13 protein-coding genes are annotated in these 19,270 nt (G+C 55.9%); 9 read left to right on the forward strand and 4 right to left on the reverse strand.

Translation table 11 applies throughout. The annotated features are described in order from the left end of the window. Positions 1 to 82: 82 nt before the first annotated feature. Together FF011L_RS25130 and FF011L_RS25135 are read right to left on the reverse strand one after the other, a co-directional pair. Entirely contained in the window at positions 83 to 577 is a 495-nt protein-coding gene (locus FF011L_RS25130) for a transthyretin-like family protein (RefSeq protein ID WP_145354674.1), read from the reverse strand. A gap of 226 nt (positions 578 to 803) precedes the next feature. Continuing rightward, entirely contained in the window at positions 804 to 1,859 is a 1,056-nt protein-coding gene (locus FF011L_RS25135; RefSeq protein ID WP_145354675.1) for a DUF1559 domain-containing protein, read from the reverse strand. 916 nt (positions 1,860 to 2,775) lie between these two features. Between FF011L_RS25135 and FF011L_RS25140 the strand changes: the two genes are divergently transcribed. The 4 genes from FF011L_RS25140 to FF011L_RS25155 all read left to right on the forward strand — a co-directional run bounded on the left by FF011L_RS25140 (position 2,776) and on the right by FF011L_RS25155 (position 10,348). Next, on the forward strand, positions 2,776 to 5,826 hold the full coding sequence (locus tag FF011L_RS25140) for a secretin N-terminal domain-containing protein (protein WP_246109953.1): 3,051 nt from the start codon (positions 2,776 to 2,778) through the stop codon (positions 5,824 to 5,826). 39 nt (positions 5,827 to 5,865) lie between these two features. Continuing rightward, entirely contained in the window at positions 5,866 to 7,560 is a 1,695-nt protein-coding gene (locus tag FF011L_RS25145; protein ID WP_145354677.1) for a GspE/PulE family protein, read from the forward strand. A 3-nt stretch (positions 7,561 to 7,563) separates the two neighbouring features. Beyond that, positions 7,564 to 8,775: a type II secretion system F family protein gene (locus FF011L_RS25150; RefSeq protein WP_145354678.1), complete on the forward strand. Its 1,212-nt coding sequence runs from the start codon at positions 7,564 to 7,566 to the stop codon at positions 8,773 to 8,775. 1,009 nt (positions 8,776 to 9,784) lie between these two features. Further along, positions 9,785 to 10,348, forward strand: coding sequence for a HupE/UreJ family protein (locus FF011L_RS25155; protein ID WP_145354679.1), 564 nt, complete (start codon positions 9,785 to 9,787; stop codon positions 10,346 to 10,348). Here the strand turns inward: FF011L_RS25155 and FF011L_RS25160 are convergent. Together FF011L_RS25160 and FF011L_RS26625 are read right to left on the reverse strand one after the other, a co-directional pair. Further along, positions 10,235 to 11,038 carry a class I SAM-dependent methyltransferase gene (locus tag FF011L_RS25160; protein ID WP_218932880.1) on the reverse strand — a complete coding sequence of 268 codons (804 nt, stop codon included), beginning with the start codon at positions 11,036 to 11,038 and terminating at the stop codon, positions 10,235 to 10,237. The genes FF011L_RS25155 and FF011L_RS25160 overlap by 114 nt on opposite strands. Then, complete coding sequence (locus tag FF011L_RS26625; protein WP_218932881.1) at positions 11,035 to 11,979, reverse strand: hypothetical protein; 945 nt, start codon at positions 11,977 to 11,979, stop codon at positions 11,035 to 11,037. Before FF011L_RS26625 ends, FF011L_RS25160 begins: the two co-directional genes overlap by 4 nt. A 151-nt stretch (positions 11,980 to 12,130) precedes the next feature. Between FF011L_RS26625 and FF011L_RS25165 the strand changes: the two genes are divergently transcribed. The 5 genes from FF011L_RS25165 (at position 12,131) to FF011L_RS25185 (ending at position 19,031) form a co-directional block, all read left to right on the forward strand. Next, a complete protein-coding gene (locus tag FF011L_RS25165; protein WP_145354681.1) occupies positions 12,131 to 12,676 on the forward strand; it encodes a hypothetical protein in 546 nt (181 codons plus the stop codon). Further along, the gene (locus tag FF011L_RS25170) at positions 12,677 to 13,876 is read left to right on the forward strand and encodes a GTPase (RefSeq protein WP_145354682.1); all 1,200 of its coding nucleotides are present in this window, start codon (positions 12,677 to 12,679) and stop codon (positions 13,874 to 13,876) included. Positions 13,877 to 14,138: 262 nt separating this feature from the next. Continuing rightward, positions 14,139 to 16,028: a putative bifunctional diguanylate cyclase/phosphodiesterase gene (locus FF011L_RS25175; protein ID WP_145354683.1), complete on the forward strand. Its 1,890-nt coding sequence runs from the start codon at positions 14,139 to 14,141 to the stop codon at positions 16,026 to 16,028. Beyond that, positions 16,025 to 16,915 (forward strand): HDOD domain-containing protein, encoded by an 891-nt coding sequence (locus FF011L_RS25180; RefSeq protein WP_145354684.1) that lies wholly within the window; start codon positions 16,025 to 16,027, stop codon positions 16,913 to 16,915. The genes FF011L_RS25175 and FF011L_RS25180 overlap by 4 nt, the downstream gene beginning before the upstream one ends. A gap of 115 nt (positions 16,916 to 17,030) precedes the next feature. Then, on the forward strand, positions 17,031 to 19,031 hold the full coding sequence (locus FF011L_RS25185) for an ABC transporter ATP-binding protein (protein WP_145354685.1): 2,001 nt from the start codon (positions 17,031 to 17,033) through the stop codon (positions 19,029 to 19,031). Positions 19,032 to 19,270: the final 239 nt, after the last annotated feature.

Below are 19,270 nucleotides of genomic sequence, written 5' to 3' on the forward strand. Positions count from 1 at the left end.
CCACGAAAACAGCGGCAACAAAACCCAAGATTCTGCTGCCGCTGGACGATCCGCGGTCGTATTATTTTGATTGCCCCAGTGACTAAGGAGCCATCTCCAGCAAGATATGGTTTTCCCCCTCTGCGGTGACGACTGCGGTCAAGCCTTTGACTTCGCCTGGGCCTCCGCCGCGAGTTCGTGAACCTCCATCCATCTGGACAGGTGCAAGGGTCCCCTCGGCGGCTTCTTCGCCAACGGCTGCCGGGGCAGCGGGCTCGCTAGTCCCTTTGCCTTTCACGTGGCCTCCGATGACGGTCACCTTATGGGTGCCGATCGCTGCACCGAGCGGTCCGGTCGAATAGGCCAGACTGAAATTGCCATCTTCGTCGGTCAGCCCGTACGATGCGGCACCTTCGGAGTCCGGATAAAATTCCACCTGTGCACCGACCATCGGTTCACCTTTTTTGGTTAGGGTTCCGGTGACCTCTGCCAATTCTGGCATGTCTCCGCCGCCGCAACCAACCGTCACGACAATCGCCATCCCGGTGAACAGGGTTAGCAGTAACGATATTCGATTGCTCAAAGTTTGTTGTTTCATTTGAATAACCCTTAGGGTTCCAGTTGGGAATCTTGAAGCAAGCCGACTCGGTTTGCGACCTACCCCGCCTATCATTGGGAACTTGCGAATAATCTCTTTAGCGGAGCGGCGTGAACCGCTCCGCCAAAAAAGATGAAGCATTAAAGGAAGGTGGCCTCGCAGATTCCGCTGTGCTGTTAGGCAACAAGGAACGAGGCTGGCACCACTTCGGCACTTCCTTTGATCATTAGATACTGTCGCCGGGGACAACCTGGCCATCAGCTCGGTTGGTCAGCAACGAGAAAATTTCGAACCGCATGTTCTCCGAAAGGAAGCGGACCGAACCGTCCCCCAAAGTGAACTGCGCCCCGCCGGGATGAGCCGAGGTGAAAATCGAGTGATGGCCTGGACGACCATACCAATAGGGACCAATTCCATGAGGCGAATAGCGAGACGTCGCGACATAGTTAATGCCGACTCGTGATGAAGAAATATTCATCCAATATGCCTCCGAATCGGTGCTCGTTCCGCCGCCACCGCCGGACCATGCACCACCCCACCAGTTACTTGCGCGCTGGTCGTATTTATCAAAAGTTCCATCGGCCAAACGGACGCGAGTGAAGTTGGATTGCTCGCCAATCGCCACAGTCTGGCTGGTGCCGTCGGTGATCGATGCGAAGCGGACGGTCAATCGATTGCGATCATCGACAGGGACAATGATCCCGTTGTAATCGCTCATGCCGTGGTATCCGTTCCACTGCGAGTTGTCTTCGTTGTAGTCACCATTCACACCGACGTAACTGGAGATCTGAACTTCCAGCTCGGCGGGGGCTCCTAAAGCAATCGTTCCGGCACTGGCCGGATCCACGCGAGTTCCAGGCAAGGGACTGGATGGGCAAGCCAACGAAGGGACGACCAGACCGTTGTACGGCAGCCAGTTAAGATTGGTGCCGTCGGAGCGCGAAGCCCAATCGGTACCGCTAAAAGTCGAAAGGTTGTATGCCGCACTCTGTTCCATGTAAGGAAGAATACGAACTAACCAGGACGCAGGCCGGTTGGTGGTAACGTCCGCAACAAACGAAGCGGGAGGCATCCGCTGATTCGTGTCGTGATACATATGAAGCGCCAGGCCGAGCTGCTTCATGTTGTTCGAACAGGACATTCGGCGAGCCGCTTCGCGAGCCGCTTGAACGGCCGGCAGTAACAACCCTACCAGAACACCGATGATCGCAATCACAACAAGCAATTCGACCAGGGTGAAGCCTCTTCGGTTTTGAAACCGGCGAGTACTAAAGGCAACCATTTCTCTTTACTCCAAAAAATACACTAAAATAAAAAACGGATGAGTTGTGCTTTGATTGGGACAATCGTTCCCGCAAGCCACACGCTGCAATTGAAACCTTCTCATCACTTTTAAAGGTTAACTAAGGATCCACAAACCGATAGGCAACCCGACAAGCATCGTCAGCGCTAATACATAACAACGAACAGGATTAGCGCGACTTATAAACACTAATGAGAATCAAAGCCCCGTAGAGACGAAGGATTGGGGGATAGATCTCGCTTAACGCGATCCGCACGGAGATAGTCCAGCCGGTCGAAAAAAACGTAAAAATTCCGGTTTTTTCGACTACGACGGTTCCACTTAATGCAACGAGAACGCCCCGACAAAAAAATCCCAGCACACCGACGACCCCAGACGGATCGACAAGGCACCGTTTTTCGCAGTGCTAGCAAGCAGATTACGGGTGGCTGACCAATGCCATCGCCCCCCCAAGCGGAACGGCGCAAACCGGTTCGCCATCGCCTTAAAAACTCCGCCCACTGGCCGGTCAGCTCGCGCCGATTCGCTAAGAAAAAGGGCTCGGCGGCACTGGATAACTACGTTAGCCCCCTGCCTCTGCGCGGATATTGATGGGACCTGCGTAGACGGCAATCCTGCCTCGCGGACTCGCCACGATACCGACGACGATCACGAACAAGGAGGACAGGATCACGGCCCAATAACGAAACCAGCAGCCAGAATGCCCTTATTTTGAGACAAATGAGACGGAACTCTCGGTGATAAACCGGGTTAAATAGGCATAACCCCAGCTAAGAGGGCTCGGAGAGTCGCTATTTAGGAAAATGGCAATTCCATGACTTTCCCCCTTAATTAGGATGAGTTGGATACAACCGTGCTGGCTTTTCCAAACCGACGCTTTTCCCCGCGTGTGAATATGCTCCTACGATTCTTAACCGTATCGCTTTTCTTGACTTGCGTCTCTGCCAGTGCACCGCTACCGTCCCTTCAAGGTCAGGAGCCTGCTCCGGCAGCAGCCGAACCTGCTCCGGCAGCGGATGACCCCGCTCCTGCAGCGGACGAACCCGCTGCTGAGGCGGATGCCCCTGCAACAGCGGACCCCGCCCCTGCGGCGGACGAACCTGCTCCTGCGGCGATCAATCCGACTCCAGCTCAGGCTGCGGCGGCGATGGTCCGACCGATCGGCAAGCAATCGGTCCGCTTCAATTTTTCCAACACTTCCTGGAAGGACGTTTTGCTATGGCTAAGCGAAGAAGCGGACCTCTCTTTGAAAGCGGAGCGATTCCCACAAGGGACCTTAAGTTTTGTTGATCCGACTCGCGAGTATTCGATTCCCGAAGCACTCGACCAAATCAACCGGCAACTTCTTGATCGAGGCTATGCACTGGTCCGCCGCGGGCGGTTGCTGATGCTGATCGATCTTGAAAGCCCACTGGCCGGCAAATACATCGAGAACATCGCCGAAGTGGTCACTCCGGAAGATCTTGACGACCGCGCCGAATCCGACATCGTCAAATGCATTTTTCCACTCGGTGCGATGTCGGCGGACGAAGCGGACGAAGAACTGCGTCAAATGCTAGGACCCAGCATGCCGATGACCGTCCTCTCCTCGGCTCGCCAAGTCATGGTCACCGACACGGTTGCCCGCTTAAAAGGGATCCGAAAAGTATTGGCCGACGCGACCACCGCCGGGCTGGAAGTCACCGAAATCAAACTGCAACACCGAGGCGCTGAAGAAATCCTCGCGTTAGCTCGACCTTTGCTTCAGCTTGAAGAGGATCAAAACGCAAATGATTCGATCCGGATTGCTGTCGATCCATTTGGAGATCGATTGTATGTCGCGGGCGAGCCATCGGCCGTCACGTTACTGCAACGAATCGTCGAAAAAGCGGACCAAAACCTTCTTCCAGAAGGAGACATGGACACTCCTGTCCAGCTGCCTGAACTGCGAACCTACCCGATCACGGTCGCCGATTCGACAACCGTTTTTGATGTGATGCAAACCTTGCTAGCGGGACTGCCGGACACGCGGATCTCGCTTGACCCAGGAACCAATTCGCTGATCGTGTTCGCTCGCCCCGAAACCCATTCGATCGTCGGCTCGGCGCTCGACAAACTAGAGGGCAAAGGCGTCCAGGTCGAAACGATTCAACTCCGGCGGCTTGAACCTTCCGCAGCCCTCCTAACGATCAATAAGTTCTTCGGCAAAACAGAAGAAAACACCAAGGGACCGGTTGTCGATGGAGACCCAATCACCGGTCGCCTGTGGATTCGCGGGACTCCCGAAGAGATCCAATTGACCAAAGACCTGATCACTCAACTGGAAGGTGGGGATGGCCTAGGGGCGATCGGCGACCGCATTCGCGTGCTCCCCTATACCGGGCAGAATGCCGCGGACCTCCTGCAACAAGCCCAGATGATGTGGGAAGTCACCGGACGCAAGAACAAAATTCGGATGATCACGCCTTCCGGCGGATCCAACACGGAGGGGCTTCCCCAACGTTCGCTCCATCCCGAAGCGGGCAAATCGGATCCCAAACTACAGGGCATCCCCGAGGCATCCCTTCCTCGTAGGAATGCGGATCGTTTCGCAAGCCATGCTCCTACAAAACGGCTGATGCGAACGGTCATGCGTTCGAATCCCAACGACGCCTTCGATCGCTACTTCACACAGGCCCAGGCCCAGTCGCCCGCCCGCCAACTGATACATCAACAATCCCCGCTTCCGGTGACTGCCGGAACGCAGGAACCAGCGGCAACTCCTGCCGAAGCGGCGAAGCCAACAAGCGATAACTCCACCCAACCGACTGACGAAGAAGATGGTAAAGGATCGGAAATTGTCATCACTCCGACGGCTCAAGGATTAATCGTTGCCTCCGACGATCCATTGGCCTTGATCGAATTTGAGGACCTCCTTCGCACGCTTTCCGAACAGTCCAGTTTCAGCAATCAAGCTCCCACCGTTTTTTGGCTAAAATTCGTCAAAGCTTCGGTAGCTCAAACGATGGTAACCGAGATCCTGGGCGGAGATTCAGGTGGTGGCGGAGGAGCCTTGGGCGGCGGCCTGCTGGATGAACTGGGCGGAGGCCTGGGAATGCTTGGCGGGATGATGGGCCTGGGTGGCGGCGGCGAATCGGGCAGCGGCCCCGTGTTAACCGCGACCGGTTCGGTCAGCATCGTCCCCGACGATCGCTTGAATGCATTGATCATCCAAGCCAACGCACTGGACATGCAAACCATCGAAACCATCCTGGAAGTGATCGACCGCGAAGAAAGCCCCGAAGATATCCAGACCGTCGCAAAGCCTCGATTGATTCCGGTTATCTATACGGAAGCAAAATCGATCGCCGAAATCATCAAAGGCGTCTACGCTGATAAAATGGCAACCGCAGCCGGTGGCGGCGACGCTGGACGAGGCAACAACCAACCACGCCCCGAAGACATTATCGCCGCCCTTCGCGGAGGTGGTGGTGGACGCGGCGGCCGAGGCGGCGGCGGCGGTGCTGCCGAAGGAGCGAAAAGCGAACCAGCCAAAGTCGCGGTTGCCGTCGACGAACGAAGCAACACCCTGATCGTAACGGCAACCCCGCAAGACTTCGAAGACATCCTTTCCCTCGTCGAACAAATCGATCAAGCGGGTGCTGAATCCGAAGAAACGACTCAAGTCATCACGCTTGACGGCTCCATTAATCCGGCCGTTGTGCAGCAAGCCTTGGAATCGATCTTAGGACAAACGACGACGACCACGACGGCACAATCGAATTCCAGCTCCACCAATTCCACCTCGACCAACAATGACCGAGCCGCGGCCACTTCCGCAGACGACATTCGTCGCCGGATCGAAGCCTTTCGCTCCTCCCGAGGCGGCGACGCAGGAGGTGGACGCGCTGGTGGCGGGGGCAACCGAGGGGGTGGAGGAGGAGGACGAGGCGGCCAAACAGGCGGCGGCGGTCGCGGCGGACGCTAAGATGACACATTCCCCAACGCACTTTTGGACAGCACAATCATGATCATGGAAGCGGGTGAAATCCTACGTAAGCGGGGACTCCTTACGCCTGAGCAACTAAAGCACAGCCGCAACGGGGGAGCTTCTGGAGTCATCCAAACCGCGGTCGAACTGGGCTACGTCGACGAACGCGAAGCCCTTCAAGTCCTCGCCGATGAAGTCGGTCTGGACTTTGTCGACCTGCGAGAAACCGAAGTCGATCTGTCCGTCCTGAAAGGCTTTCCGCAAAAACTGATCTACCGACACGCTTTGTTTCCGATCCGTAATGAGAACGGATCCCTACTGGTTGCGACGGCCGATCCGCTGGACCTATACCCACTGGATGAAGCGAGCGCAGCGATCGGGATCAACATCACGCCGGTGATCGCCGAGCGGGGTGAAATCGCTCGACTGGTCAAACGGCACATGGGTGTTGGTAGCGAGACGGTCGAGGGGCTGATGGCAGCCACGTCGGACGATGACGAAGTCGAACTGTTAGACCAAATTGAAACCGACGGTTCAGAACTTTCCGAAATGGCTCAAGAAGCCTCGGTCGTTCGCTTGGTCAACGAAATCATGCTGGAAGCGATCGAATCGCGAGCCAGTGACGTTCACATCGAATCGCAGTCCGATGGCTTGGTCATCCGCTATCGCATCGACGGCATCCTTCACCCACAACCGGTTCCACCGGAGATCAATCGTTTCCAAGCCGCCATCATCAGTCGCCTAAAAATCATGGCTCGACTGAACATCGCGGAAAAACGACTCCCTCAGGACGGCCGGATCAAGCTCCGTGTCCATGGCCGCGAAGTCGACATCCGCCTAAGTGTGATCCCGATGATCCATGGCGAAGGGTTGGTCATGCGTGTCCTGGACAAAGGGTCGATGGTCTTTGACCTGCAAGGCCTGGGGATGGACCCCGAAACGTACCGTCAGTTCAGCGAACTGATCCGAATGCCACACGGAATCGTGCTTGTCACCGGACCCACCGGGTCGGGAAAAACGACCACGCTGTATAGCAGCCTGATGGAAATCAAAGGGCCCGACAATAAAATCATCACCACCGAGGATCCGGTGGAATATCAGCTGGACGGAATCAACCAGATTCAGGTCCATCCCAAAATTGGGCTGACGTTTGCGGCTTCGCTGCGAAGCATCCTGCGACATGACCCCGACATCGTTTTAATCGGGGAAATTCGCGACCTGGAAACAGCCGAAAATGCGATCCAGGCATCGCTTACCGGTCACCTTGTGTTCAGCACCCTGCACACCAACGATGCTTCGGGGGCTTACACCCGTATGACCGACATGGGCGTCGAGCCCTTCCTGGTCGCCAGCACGGTTGAAGCGGTGATGGCCCAGCGTCTGGTAAGGCGGTTGTGCAAAGACTGCAAAGAGGAATACACGCCGAAACGCGACGACCTACCAAGCGACTTCCCTTGGGAGAAACTGGACGGCCGCCCCCTCTTCCGCAGCGTCGGCTGCCGGGCTTGCCGCAAGGTCGGCTACAGCGGTCGAATGGGGGTTTACGAATTGCTTGTCAGCAGTGAATCCATCCGGCAACTGGCCCATGACCGTGTTAGCAGCTGGGACATCCGAAAGGCAGCCCTCGCAGATGGAATGCGAACCCTGCGAATGGATGCATGGGACAAGGCGATCGCCGGAGGAACCAGCATTGACGAAGTAGTGCGACTTACCAAAGGCGACCGAGTTTAATCCATGGCAGATTTTGCATACGTCGCCCGCGACAGCAGCGGCAAAAAAGTTACCGGCACCGTTGATGCTGGAAATCAACGGGACGCGGCCGCCCAACTGGCTGCTCGCTCGCTCTTTCCAATCGACGTCAAACCGGCCGACCGAAATGCGGCGGCGCCCGATCGCCTTCGGTCTCGCAAAGTCAAACCACAGGCAATGGCCATCTTTTATGGCCAATTAGCTTCGCTGCTCCGCAGTGGCGTATCGATGATGCGCGCGTTGACGGTCTTAAGCGAGCAAGCCTCGGACAAAAACCTAAAACTGGTCCTTACCGACATTCGTTCGCGAGTCGAAGAAGGCGAACCGCTCGGGAATGCGATGGCACGCTACCCGCGAGTCTTCAGCGAAATGGGAACCAACATGGTCCGCGCAGGGACCGAGGGCGGATTCCTGGAAGACGCACTAGAACGCGTCAGCACCTTCACCGAACTGCAGGAAGACCTTAAAGGCAAAACCGTCAGTGCCCTCGCCTACCCCGTTTTCCTGTTTGGCGTCGGATCGATTGTGATCACAGTCCTAATCGTTTTCTTTGTCCCCAAATTCGATCCGCTGTTCGCACGACTGCGCGACAAAGGGGAAATGCCGGCGATCACCGACGGCTTGCTAAGCTTCAGCAAGATGCTGCAGTCCTACGGTATTTTTGTTGTCATCGCGGTGATCGCGATCGGATTCCTGATCCGAATGAAACTGCAAACCGAAGAAGGCAAATTCACGGCCGACAAACTGAAACTAAAAGTCCCTGTTCTAGGGGAAATTTTGATGAGCCTATCGGTGGCTCGATTCTGCCGAGTCCTCGGAACGCTGCTGGGCAACGGCGTTCCCATTTTGAAATCATTAGAAATCAGCCGAGCCGCCACAGGAAACCGCTTGCTCAGCCGCTCGATCGGCGAAGCGAGCGAGAACATTCGCGCCGGCGAAAACCTGGCAACACCTCTCCGCGCCAGCGGCTACTTCCCGACGACCGTCGTCGAGATGATCAGCGTTGCAGAGGAAAGCAATTCACTGGAATCGGTTTTACCAACGATTGCCGATAGTTTGGAGAAACGAACCTTCCGTCGCTTGGACTTGTTCGTGCGACTGCTGGAACCGGTGATGCTGTTGGTAATGGCAACGCTCGTGCTGATCGTCGTCATGGCACTTCTCATTCCGGTTATCAAGAGCTCCTCGGCAATCTAAGCGGAGCGTGGCGGCGAGCGGCGATTCTTCTTAGCGGAACGGCGCAAGCCGTCCGGCAATCGCTTCTGAAACCACGCGGACTGGGCCGGAGGGCTCGCGCCCTGCCGCTAAGAAAGTCGCAAACAGTCTTCTTAGCGGAACGGCGCAAGCCGTCCGGCAATCGCTTCTGAAAACACCACGGATGGGCCGGAGGGCTCGCGCCCTGCCGCTAAGAAAGTCGCGGACAGTCTTCTTAGCGGAACGGCGCAAGCCGTCCGGCAATCGCTTCTAAAGCAACACGGACTGGCCGGAGGGCTTGCGCCCTGCCGCTAAGAAAATCGCGGACAGTCTTCTTAGCGGAACGGCGCAAGCCGTCCGGCAATCACTTCTGAAAACACCACGGATGGGCCGGAGGGCTCGCGCCCTGCCGCTAAGAAAGTCGCGGACAGTCTTCTTAGCGGAACGGCGCAAGCCGTCCGGCAATCGCTTCTGAAACACCACGGACTGGCCGGAGGGCTCGCGCCCTGCCGCTAAGAAAGTCGCGGACAGTCTTCTTAGCGGAACGGCGCAAGCCGTCCGGCAATCGCTTCTAAAGCAACACGGACTGGCCGGAGGGCTTGCGCCCTGCCGCTAAGAAAATCGCGGACAGTCTTCTTAGCGGAACGGCGCAAGCCGTCCGGCAATCACTTCTGAAAACACCACGGATGGGCCGGAGGGCTCGCGCCCTGCCGCTAAGAAAGTCGCGGACAGTCTTCTTAGCGGAACGGCGCAAGCCGTCCGGCAATCGCTTCTGAAACACCACGGACTGGCCGGAGGGCTCGCGCCCTGCCGCTTAGAAAATTGCGGACATATGTGGACGCTCTGCTTACCGCTACGGCATCGCTCATCACGTCGGACTGGCTGGCGATTGGAATGCGGAACACCACTCCCCATCCGCTCCCAATGTCACTAAGTTGTAGGCCTTGGCGGGGTTTGTCGTGCTTCGCCTCCAACCTATCAAAAGGTCCTCTGGACCTACCGGAGTGAATCAATGAGACCCCACCACCCGCTTTTGCTGACCTGCCTACTTGTCCTCGCGGTTCCGACGATGGCATTTGCACATCCTGGGCATGCCCATCAAAGCGGATTTGGTGAAGGATTGATTCACCCTTTTAGCGGCTTGGACCACCTCATCGCACTGTTAGCGACAGCGATTCTTGGGCTCCGCCTGGGAGGCCGTGCAACGTGGGGTATCCCTGCACTATTCTTGGCTAGTTGCAGCCTTGGGGGGATGATCGCGTTGGCGGGGTACCAACTGCCCTTGGCCACGGTCGCGATCGTTTTGTCAGCCATTGTCAGCGTTGCCTTGCTGCTTCGTCGCCAAAACCCATCGACCGCTGCGGTTGCGACCCTTGCCCTATTTGGTGTTTTTCACGGACAAGCCCACCTTCAATCACTCGCTTCACAGCCTGCGAATCTTGCGGGATATGCGGCTGGCGTGCTACTCGCTTCGCTGATCATCATCGCAATCCCAGTGGCGCTGGCTCGCCTTTCCGCATTCGCTCGCACGCGTTCCAACAGCGTTTCGGCGTCGCTGGAAAATAGCCGCTCTTAGAAGCTGAAATCGCGTCCGCTTTTCCGTGCGGCATTCCCACCCTAGATCGCGAAAGAGCCGATCGACGGGGACCAGACGCCAGGCTTGCAAACCGGTCTGCCAGCGGAAGAACAGGTGCATGATCCCCAGCCACACCTCAGCCCAAACACGCTGAGGGATCGGCTTGGGGACGTAAAAATCAACGACATACCAGACGCCCGCATGATTCAGCCAGCTATCTAATTGCTGCAACCGCGGCTTTATCTGCGTCTCGGTAAAGCAGTCTAGGAAAAACGCGGTCACGATCAAATCAAAGTGACCCGCGGGGTAGTCGGCCTGAGCGATATCGACCGTCTGCCACTGGACTCGGTCCGCCAAACCGGCACGCTCCAGCCGTTCCTGCTGCAGACGGATCATTTCCTTGCTGATATCGATACTGGTGACACGCGTTTGCGGATACGCCTGCACAAACGCCTCAAGCAGACGACCGTCGCCGTCTCCAACGAACAGCACCTCCGAGCAATCCTTCAGCCGCTCGGTTAAATCGGCAAGCAACGCGACTCGAGCCCGTTGCAAACCACTTCCAAACCGCAGCCTTTCCAGAGTTTCGTACCAAGGAGCCAGAGAATCGTATCCCTTGCTGCAGCGATCCGACTGCGAGGCGCTGTGATTTGCGTGTTCAGGGCCATCGCACGATGTCGATCGCGTCATGAAAACAGGACCATGACAAGAATGGGAGATAGCAAGACGTAATCGGCCAACAGTGCTCCCACCGACCAAGTGCAAAACGACAGCCCGACCAACCCGACACCACTCACGACCAGCGCCAGCCCAACCGGTCCTGGGACTGCTTCGTACGCCCACAAACCGCTTACCAAAATCACAACCAAGCAGGCAAACCATGGCAACAAGGATGCCAGCCAGGGAAACCGCAGGACCGCGGACCCAATCTGTTGCTGGCGATCGCTATGACGCTGCGACCGCGAAACAAGCAAGCAGTTCAGCGCAAACAGGCAGGCGATCGAAAGAAGCGAAAGGAAGACCGACCGGTTTCGAACAACCGTAAGGGTCGGCAGCCCCACACCGGCGGCAAAAATGATCGCGACGATAAACTCCTTGGGGACCCCGCGACGAAGGCGAGCACTTGCATGGACGGTCCAGCCATAAAGCAGTACGCCGCCGAGCAATGCGGCCCCTCCGACCCACAACCGTCGCTCCAAACAAAAAAGAGTCACCACCCCCGTCAGCAGCAACACCGCCCCCCAAGTTCTCCACAAAGGAATTCCCCATCGCTGGGTGAAACGGTGCCTGGCAGGGACCTCCTGATCGAAGTTCAGGCGGCGGCAATCGAGCAAGCGATCGGTCAAATAGATCAGCCAAACCGCTCCAAACAACGCCACCAGCGACGGCCACCATTCGGATGCGAACGCGACCTTCTCGGGGCGGGGCTGCAGATAGACAAACGACAGCAACAACGCCCAAGAGACCGCGACCACGGGGGCATCCAAAGAAACCAAATTTGGCCCCTGCAGCAAGCGAATGAAAGTCGCCTGACGAAGCGGCCGATGTTGCCTTCGTTCAAAGTCACACCGGTCCACGGACGCCGCATCCATTTCAACGGTTCGCAAGGTTTTTTGCCACGGTCTTCGCATGCCGTTCATTGTAGGCCCCCACGTCCGACGTTGATAGAATCGACAGGGACGGCAAGCAGGCGGGGCGATTCACCCCCCGCAGATAAACCGCGGCAAACAAGGGCTCCGGAAACAGCCGATTAGTGTTATCATAAGCCCTCCTAGTTCCTCGATGGCATACCCAATCATGATCGATTTCTCCTGCGACGTATGTGGCACGCCCTTGCAGGCATTGGATCAAAACGCAGGCAAAAAAGCCCGCTGCCAGTGTGGTTCGATCATGCGTGTCCCTGCAATAAGCAGCCACTATTCGGCTCATCCTGCGACCTACGAAAGCACAGAGGACTACAACGCTCCGGAGAAGGTTCCTGCTGGGCCGGTCGTTTCGCGTCCCTTTGATGACTTCGAGGCTCATCAAAAGCAAGTTGCAGGGAACGATCGGTACGACGATTCCGCCCCGATCAGCCGAGGCGGCGACCGAGACCTTGCCTCCCCTGACTCGCTTCAGCCGATACCACCAATGCCCACTTCTTCTGCACCGGTAGAAAAGCCTACCGCAGGAGCCGACGTATCGGCAATTTTCTGGGGCGTCGTCATCATGGTTGGAAGTGTCGTCTGGTTTTTTGGCGGCCTAGCCGCTGGCCGCGTGTTCATTTATCCGGCGGCGTTGTTCTTCATCGGGCTGTTTAAAACTATCGGCGGCATCGCAAGGAATTAAATGCCTACGCTCACATGCCAACTGACGGGATCGGGGCGAGGTGGAGTCGCATCGATTGCGATCCTGGGCCCGCAAGCACTTGTGCTGCTAAAAACATTTTTCCAACCGGCCAGCCCTACCGCAAAATTCACCCCAAACCGGATTCTCTATGGGACCTGGAATGGCCGATCGGAGCGCGCAGGCGAATCGATTGTGGTCACGCCTCTTTGCGAAGACCATTTTCAAATCCACTGCCACGGCGGAAAAGCAGCCGTCGAACAGATCCTTACCGATTTGCAGGCAAGCGGTGCCCAAAGATGTGAATGGTCCGAATGGCTGACCGCCCAGGGCGTCCCTCTTTTACAGGCCGAAGCCGAACAGATCCTTTCGCAAACATCGACCCGCAAAACCGCCGCCATCGCGTACGACCAAGTCCGCGGCGCATTGCATCAGCAAGCCTTATCCTGGCGTGCGGAACTACTGCTTGCGACTTCGCCAGCCGAGGGTGCCGTCCCGGTTTCCCAGCCGACCGATCCAGCCATTCTTTCCTCCATTCAATCCGAGGCTGCATCGATACTGGAGGCCCGCGAAATCGGAATCCATCTGACGCAACCTTGGAAGGTGGTCCTCGCCGGACCTCCCAACGTTGGCAAAAGCAGTTTACTGAACGGATTACTTGGCTACCGACGTGCGATCACCTTCGACTCGCCAGGCACCACTCGAGACGTCTTATCCGCGGACGTCGTCTTTGCAGGTTGGCCCATTGAGCTAAGCGATACCGCCGGGCAGCGAGTCGCGATCGATGCCATTGAAGGAGAAGGAATTGCACGCGCTCAGCAGGAGATGGCGGAGGCCGACCTAATCCTGCTGGTTACCGACGCTTCACGGGACTCGTCGGAACCGTCGACCTTCTCTTATGAGGGGTCGACACCGGTACTGTCCGTATTGAACAAAGTGGATCTACGGCCTGAGGAACCGGCAAGTACCAATCCGGATCCAACCTTTTTTGAAACCGTGGCAACCACCGGCGACGGACTTCCTCGGTTGATCGAAGCGATTGTTAAAACCTTAGTCCCGGTCCCGCCGACCTCTGGAACGGCCCTGCCCATCCTGCCGCGACAAATCGATTGCCTGCAGCGAATCCGCTCTGCCAGCACGGTCGAAAGTGCGTTGCAAGCCGTCAATGATTTGATGGGTTTCGCGAACGCCCCTGCCGCCTGAGGCACTCAGCCTCCCTACAACCGGCAGGTTCCGTAAAAGCTTCTCCCCATTCCGGTGGTGCGCTGAACAATCAACTGGGAAGGATGAACCATTTGTACAGCTTCAACCTAAGGTTCACTGAAGGCTCCGTTCCATATTGAAAAGACCGCAGCATGGCTCGACGTCGTTGCCAAGCCGGGAATTCAAACCTTTGAGCGTCCTTGTGTCCAACTCACGTGATTCGATCTCGTCACGCGCCACGAGTAACAGTGATACTTAATTCGTGAACAATCCTAACATCAACGCTTGCGACAACTCGCTTCGCTTTATCACCACCGATCCGGCGGTAATAAAGTTCGAAGAAGGTCGAAAAGCCAATGAAACGCTAACCGCTTTTCGCTCAGCCGTCAGCGCTGCGGGGATTGTGGTGGTTACCGATGTGACCGGAAAGATCATTGAAGTCAACGACAATTTCTGCCAGATATCGGGATACTCCCGAGAGGAACTGCTGGGAAAAAATCACCAGATTCTAAAGTCAGGGCGGCATCCGGAAGAGTTCTTTCGCGAGATGTACTCGACCATTCGACGTGGCAAAATCTGGCACGGCGAGGTCTGCGATCGGGCAAAAGACGGATCACTTTACTGGATGGATACGACCATCGCTCCAATGCTGGACGAACAAGGCAATCCACACAGCTATTTTTCTCTTCGAGTCGACATCAGTGATCGTAAACGCCTGGAAGATCGGCTTCATGAATTAGCGTATCACGATACGTTGACCGGATTGGTCAACCGAGATTCGCTTTTGCAATCGATTCAAAATGCAATCGACCGGCGAGCTCATCGTCATTTCGCGTTGCTGTATCTTGATTTCGATCGCTTCAAATTAGTCAACGACAGCTTGGGGCACGATGTCGGTGATCAACTACTGAAAGAAATTGCCAACCGCCTTCGCACAACGCTTCGTGAAACCAAACGACTGACCGATGTCATTCTGCCGGCTCGACTGGGCGGCGACGAATTTGTAGTGCTGCTGGACGGACTAAATCGTCCCGAAGACGCAATCATTGTCGCCGAGCGTCTGAAACAAGTTTTCAGCGACAGCTACAAACTAGGCAACCATACGGTCTACTCCTCCGCAAGTATCGGAGTCGTTACCAGCGACAATCCCTATCACTTTGCGCGTGAGATGCTGCGTGACGCCGACCTTGCCATGTACGAAGCAAAGAAATCGGGAAGGGCTCACTACGTTGTCTTCGATCGCGACCTCCGCGAACAAGCAGAAGCACGCCTGCGGATCGAATACGAATTGCATACGGCCATCGAACGTCGTGAATTGAACTTGGTATACCAGCCGATCATCTCCTTAGAATCTGGAAAGATCGAAGGCGTCGAAGCGTTGATCCGCTGGAACCATCAAGAGCATGGAATGATTGGCCCCGAACGCTTCATCTCGATCGCCGAAGAGACAGGGATCATCGAATCGATCGGCAACTGGGTCCTACAGGAAGCCTGCCGGCAGATGGCCGAGTGGGAAAAGACGCTTGGCTCGCTGACGCCGCCATCGATCCACGTGAATGTCTCGCGCCGACAACTGCTCCTGCCCAATTTTTGCCGAATCGTTACCCAAGCGATAACCGAACACAACATAGCGTCTCACCGGCTTCACTTAGAAGTCACCGAAAGCATGATCATGCACGATCGAGAGACCTCGATCGCCATTCTTCGTGAACTGAAACAACTTGGCGTTCAAATTGACATCGACGATTTCGGGACGGGTTATTCATCCCTTTCCTGCTTGCATGAATTTCCGATCGATGTGCTAAAAATTGACCGTGAATTTGTCGCAAATTTAAATCAAGTTCAAAATTTCGGAGCCTTACTGCACACAATCGTCGCCCTTGCCGATAATCTGAATCTGAAAGTGGTTGTCGAAGGAATTGAAAACGGTGAACAGTTAACGCTGATCCAAGCGATGGGCTGTGAATTTGGGCAGGGCTACCTGTTCTCGGCGCCGCTGACGGTACAACGACTTCAAGACTTCGTCTGTTCCACCACCGAATTCCCCCCAAGCAATCGCAACCCGACCTCAGCAAGCTCGACAAATTCCGCACTTGCCATAGCCCACTCGGTTGCTTCCCCCCAAGCCGGCCTCCCCGGTGCCACTAAATGACCGCTCTACGACCCGTTCCGTTTATCGCCCCCGACTTTCCTGTCGCGGTTGAGGATGCGATCCTAAAAATACGCAACCTCGCAACTTTGCCAGCCATTGCAAACAAGATCATGGCAATGGCAACCGATCCAGATTGTTCGGTCGAGGACATCCACGCGATCGTTTCTCGAGACCCTGCCCTCGGGGCACGTTTGCTAAAGCTTGCCAATTCGGCGTTCTATGGGGCTCCACGCCAAATCGATTCGCTCAATCAGGCGGTCGTGATGCTGGGCATGAACGCGGTCAAAAACACCGCGATCGCGGCCAGCCTTCAAAAAGTCTTTCAAGCCAAATCGGCCGATTCAAAATTCGATGCTAGCAAGCTTTGGCTCCACAGTATCGCGGTTGCTATCGCGGCGAGGCAACTGGCCCAAGCATCCGGAATGGAAAAACCAGAAACTGCCTTTTTGGCCGGTCTGCTTCATGACATCGGAATCATGGTGGAAATGCAAGCATTCGGAATCCAATTTATCCAGTGGATCCACTCGCTCCCACCGGAAAACGAATTCTCATTGCTGGCCGCAGAAGCGTCCGCTTTCGGAGCCACTCACCAAGAGTTCGGCGCGGGGCTCTGCCGCAAATGGAACTTCCCGATCTCGCTAGAAAACGCCACCCGCTACCACCACGCTCCCCAAGAACTTCCTACCGAACTCCGACCGCTACCAAGCATCGTCCATATCGCCAATTTCATGGCGGTTCAAATGCAAGCCGAATTCATAAGATCGATGGACAACACGTCCCTCGATCCAGAGATCGTTGCTTCGATTGGACTGGATCTTCAGGACATCGAAAACCTGTATTGCACGCTCCCCGAAGAGATCACCGAAGCTCAGGAAATGCTAGCATAAACGGCAAATCGGAGAGGATTTCGAAAACCTTACTGATTCGTCTTTCTCCAGATTGGATGGTCCGCTAAAACCGCGATAGAAAGCCTTCGTTCCATCGCAAAACCATTCGACAGTCATGAAAGATTTCCGGCGTGTTCTCCACCTCGTCACTAAGCGACGCTGGACGCTAGCGGGATGTATTTTTACTTCCGTATTCGTCGCCCTGTTGTGGGGGTTGAACATCGGTGCGTTATATCCAATGGTTGAAATCGTCTTTAAAGGAGACGGTGTCCCTGGTTATATCGCAAAGGAAATCGACAATTCGCTCGAACAGATTGCCGAAACCGAAACGGAAATCGCTGAGATCAACCAGCAGCTTTCCAGTAAGCCAGGCGTAGAGAAACGGAACCAGTTAGAGCTATCGCTTGAATTCGCGATCACTCGGCGCACCGCCTACGAGAGCTCGCTGGATTCGCTGCGCTGGTTTCAACCCTACGCGAATCAGTACCTTCCCGAGACCGCTTTTGGGACCCTTTCGTTTATGATCGGGCTGCTGATTGCCGGAACGCTATTGAAACTGGTGGCCCTCGGCATCAATTTGATGCTGGTCCAAGACTTAGCGATGCGAGCGGCAAACGATGTTCGGTCGCTCTTTTTTCGCCGCGCCCTGCGGCTGGATCTGGACGAATTCGGCGACAACGGATCAGCGGGGCTAACGTCCCGCTTGACCAATGACATTGGGCATCTGAACGGTGGCATTACCGTCTTGCTTGGGCGACTTGTCCGCGAACCGCTAAAAATGATTGTCTGCTTTGCCGGCGCCGCTTGGGTTTGTCCACGCCTGTTACTTCTTGTGATGGTCGTAGCTCCCTTGATGGTGATCATCATGCACAGCCTAAGCCGCAGCATTCGCCGCGCCAGTCGTCGGGTGATGGATGAAATGACCCAGCTATATGGCATGCTAAACGATGCCTTTTCGGGGATCCGAGTCATCAAGGCCTACAATACACAAGCCTTCGAACGGGCTCGATTCGAACGAAGCATCCACGCCTATTACGGGCGTTCGATGAAAATGGCTCTGTACAATACTTTGGCTCGCTCGGTTTCCGAGTTCCTCGGCCTTGGCATGGTTTGCTTGGCAATCCTTGCTGGCGGTTACCTGGTGATCAACCGGCAGACCGAACTACTGGGCTTGCACATGAGCAACAAGCCGCTTGGCCCAGGCGAGATGCTGATGTTCTTTGGTTTCCTGATCGGCGCTTCCGACCCGGCTAGAAAACTATCGGACGTCTGGAGCGGCCTACAACGCGGCGTCGCGGCGGCCTCTCGCGTTTACGAAGTAATCGATCGGCCTGTCCGAGTCACCGAACCGGCACGTCCGCAATCGGTCGCTCGGCCTCACCAAAACATCATCTTCTCCAACGTCACCTTTCGCTATCCATCGGGACCCCCTGTCTTAAATGGAATCGATTTAACGATCCCCCGAGGCGAATGTTTGGCAGTTGTCGGCCCCAATGGTTCGGGCAAAAGCACCCTGATCAGTTTGCTCTGCCGATTTGACGATCCGCAGGGTGGCGAAGTCCTGCTGGACAACGTGCCGTTGCCGAAGATGTCGCTGCGTAATCTCCGGCGACGCATCGGCTTGGTGACCCAACGAACCGTTCTTTTCGATGACACCATCCTGAACAACATTCGCTATGGGATGCCACGCGTCTCTCGCGAAGATGTGATCCTCGCCGCCAAACAAGCGTATGCCGACGATTTCATTCGTGAAAAAACCGAATTTGGATACGATACTCCATTGGGGCAAAACGGCGTTCGTTTGAGCGGCGGACAAATGCAACGGATTGCACTTGCTCGAGCCTTTTTGCGTAAACCTGACATTTTGATTTTGGACGAAGCGACCAGCCAAATCGACATGGAAAGTGAAGCGTTGATCCACGAGGCATTGAAGAAATTCCTTGTCAATCGAACCGGGCTGATGATTACCCACCGCCCAACGACGCTCGCCCTCGCCGACCGGATCGCGGTTATCGAAGAGGGAATCCTGACCGACATCGGGCCTCATAACACTCTGCTCGCAAAGAACGCGTTTTATCGCTCGCTTTGCCGTGGAGATTCTGCCGAAGCCGCCTAGGGGACGTGAATTTCACAGGTGACTGATTGCCGCTCTGTCGACGCGCTGGCGAGCGTCGCGACGGGACTGCCGTAGCTACCGTCGCGAGACGGTGGTTCCCACTCGGAAACCGTCACCAATCGATTTCACATCCCGCAAGCGGGGCAGAATGCCCCACCGCGGAAAGACGCCCCAGCCAACCGTCAAATACTCGGCTGCTAGCAATTCTATATTTCTCTGCACACGGCAAAATTACAATT

The organism is Roseimaritima multifibrata, assembly GCF_007741495.1.
Taxonomy (GTDB): Bacteria; Planctomycetota; Planctomycetia; order Pirellulales; family Pirellulaceae; genus Roseimaritima; species Roseimaritima multifibrata.

Coding starts and splice junctions, on each gene's coding strand:
- FF011L_RS25130 (WP_145354674.1), bottom strand. CDS start 577: ATGAAACAACAAACTTTGAGCAATCGAATATCGTTACTGCTAACCCTG.
- FF011L_RS25135 (WP_145354675.1), bottom strand. CDS start 1,859: ATGGTTGCCTTTAGTACTCGCCGGTTTCAAAACCGAAGAGGCTTCACC.
- FF011L_RS25140 (WP_246109953.1), top strand. CDS start 2,776: ATGCTCCTACGATTCTTAACCGTATCGCTTTTCTTGACTTGCGTCTCT.
- FF011L_RS25145 (WP_145354677.1), top strand. CDS start 5,866: ATGATCATGGAAGCGGGTGAAATCCTACGTAAGCGGGGACTCCTTACG.
- FF011L_RS25150 (WP_145354678.1), top strand. CDS start 7,564: ATGGCAGATTTTGCATACGTCGCCCGCGACAGCAGCGGCAAAAAAGTT.
- FF011L_RS25155 (WP_145354679.1), top strand. CDS start 9,785: ATGAGACCCCACCACCCGCTTTTGCTGACCTGCCTACTTGTCCTCGCG.
- FF011L_RS25160 (WP_218932880.1), bottom strand. CDS start 11,038: ATGACGCGATCGACATCGTGCGATGGCCCTGAACACGCAAATCACAGC.
- FF011L_RS26625 (WP_218932881.1), bottom strand. CDS start 11,979: ATGCGAAGACCGTGGCAAAAAACCTTGCGAACCGTTGAAATGGATGCG.
- FF011L_RS25165 (WP_145354681.1), top strand. CDS start 12,131: ATGGCATACCCAATCATGATCGATTTCTCCTGCGACGTATGTGGCACG.
- FF011L_RS25170 (WP_145354682.1), top strand. CDS start 12,677: ATGCCTACGCTCACATGCCAACTGACGGGATCGGGGCGAGGTGGAGTC.
- FF011L_RS25180 (WP_145354684.1), top strand. CDS start 16,025: ATGACCGCTCTACGACCCGTTCCGTTTATCGCCCCCGACTTTCCTGTC.
- FF011L_RS25185 (WP_145354685.1), top strand. CDS start 17,031: ATGAAAGATTTCCGGCGTGTTCTCCACCTCGTCACTAAGCGACGCTGG.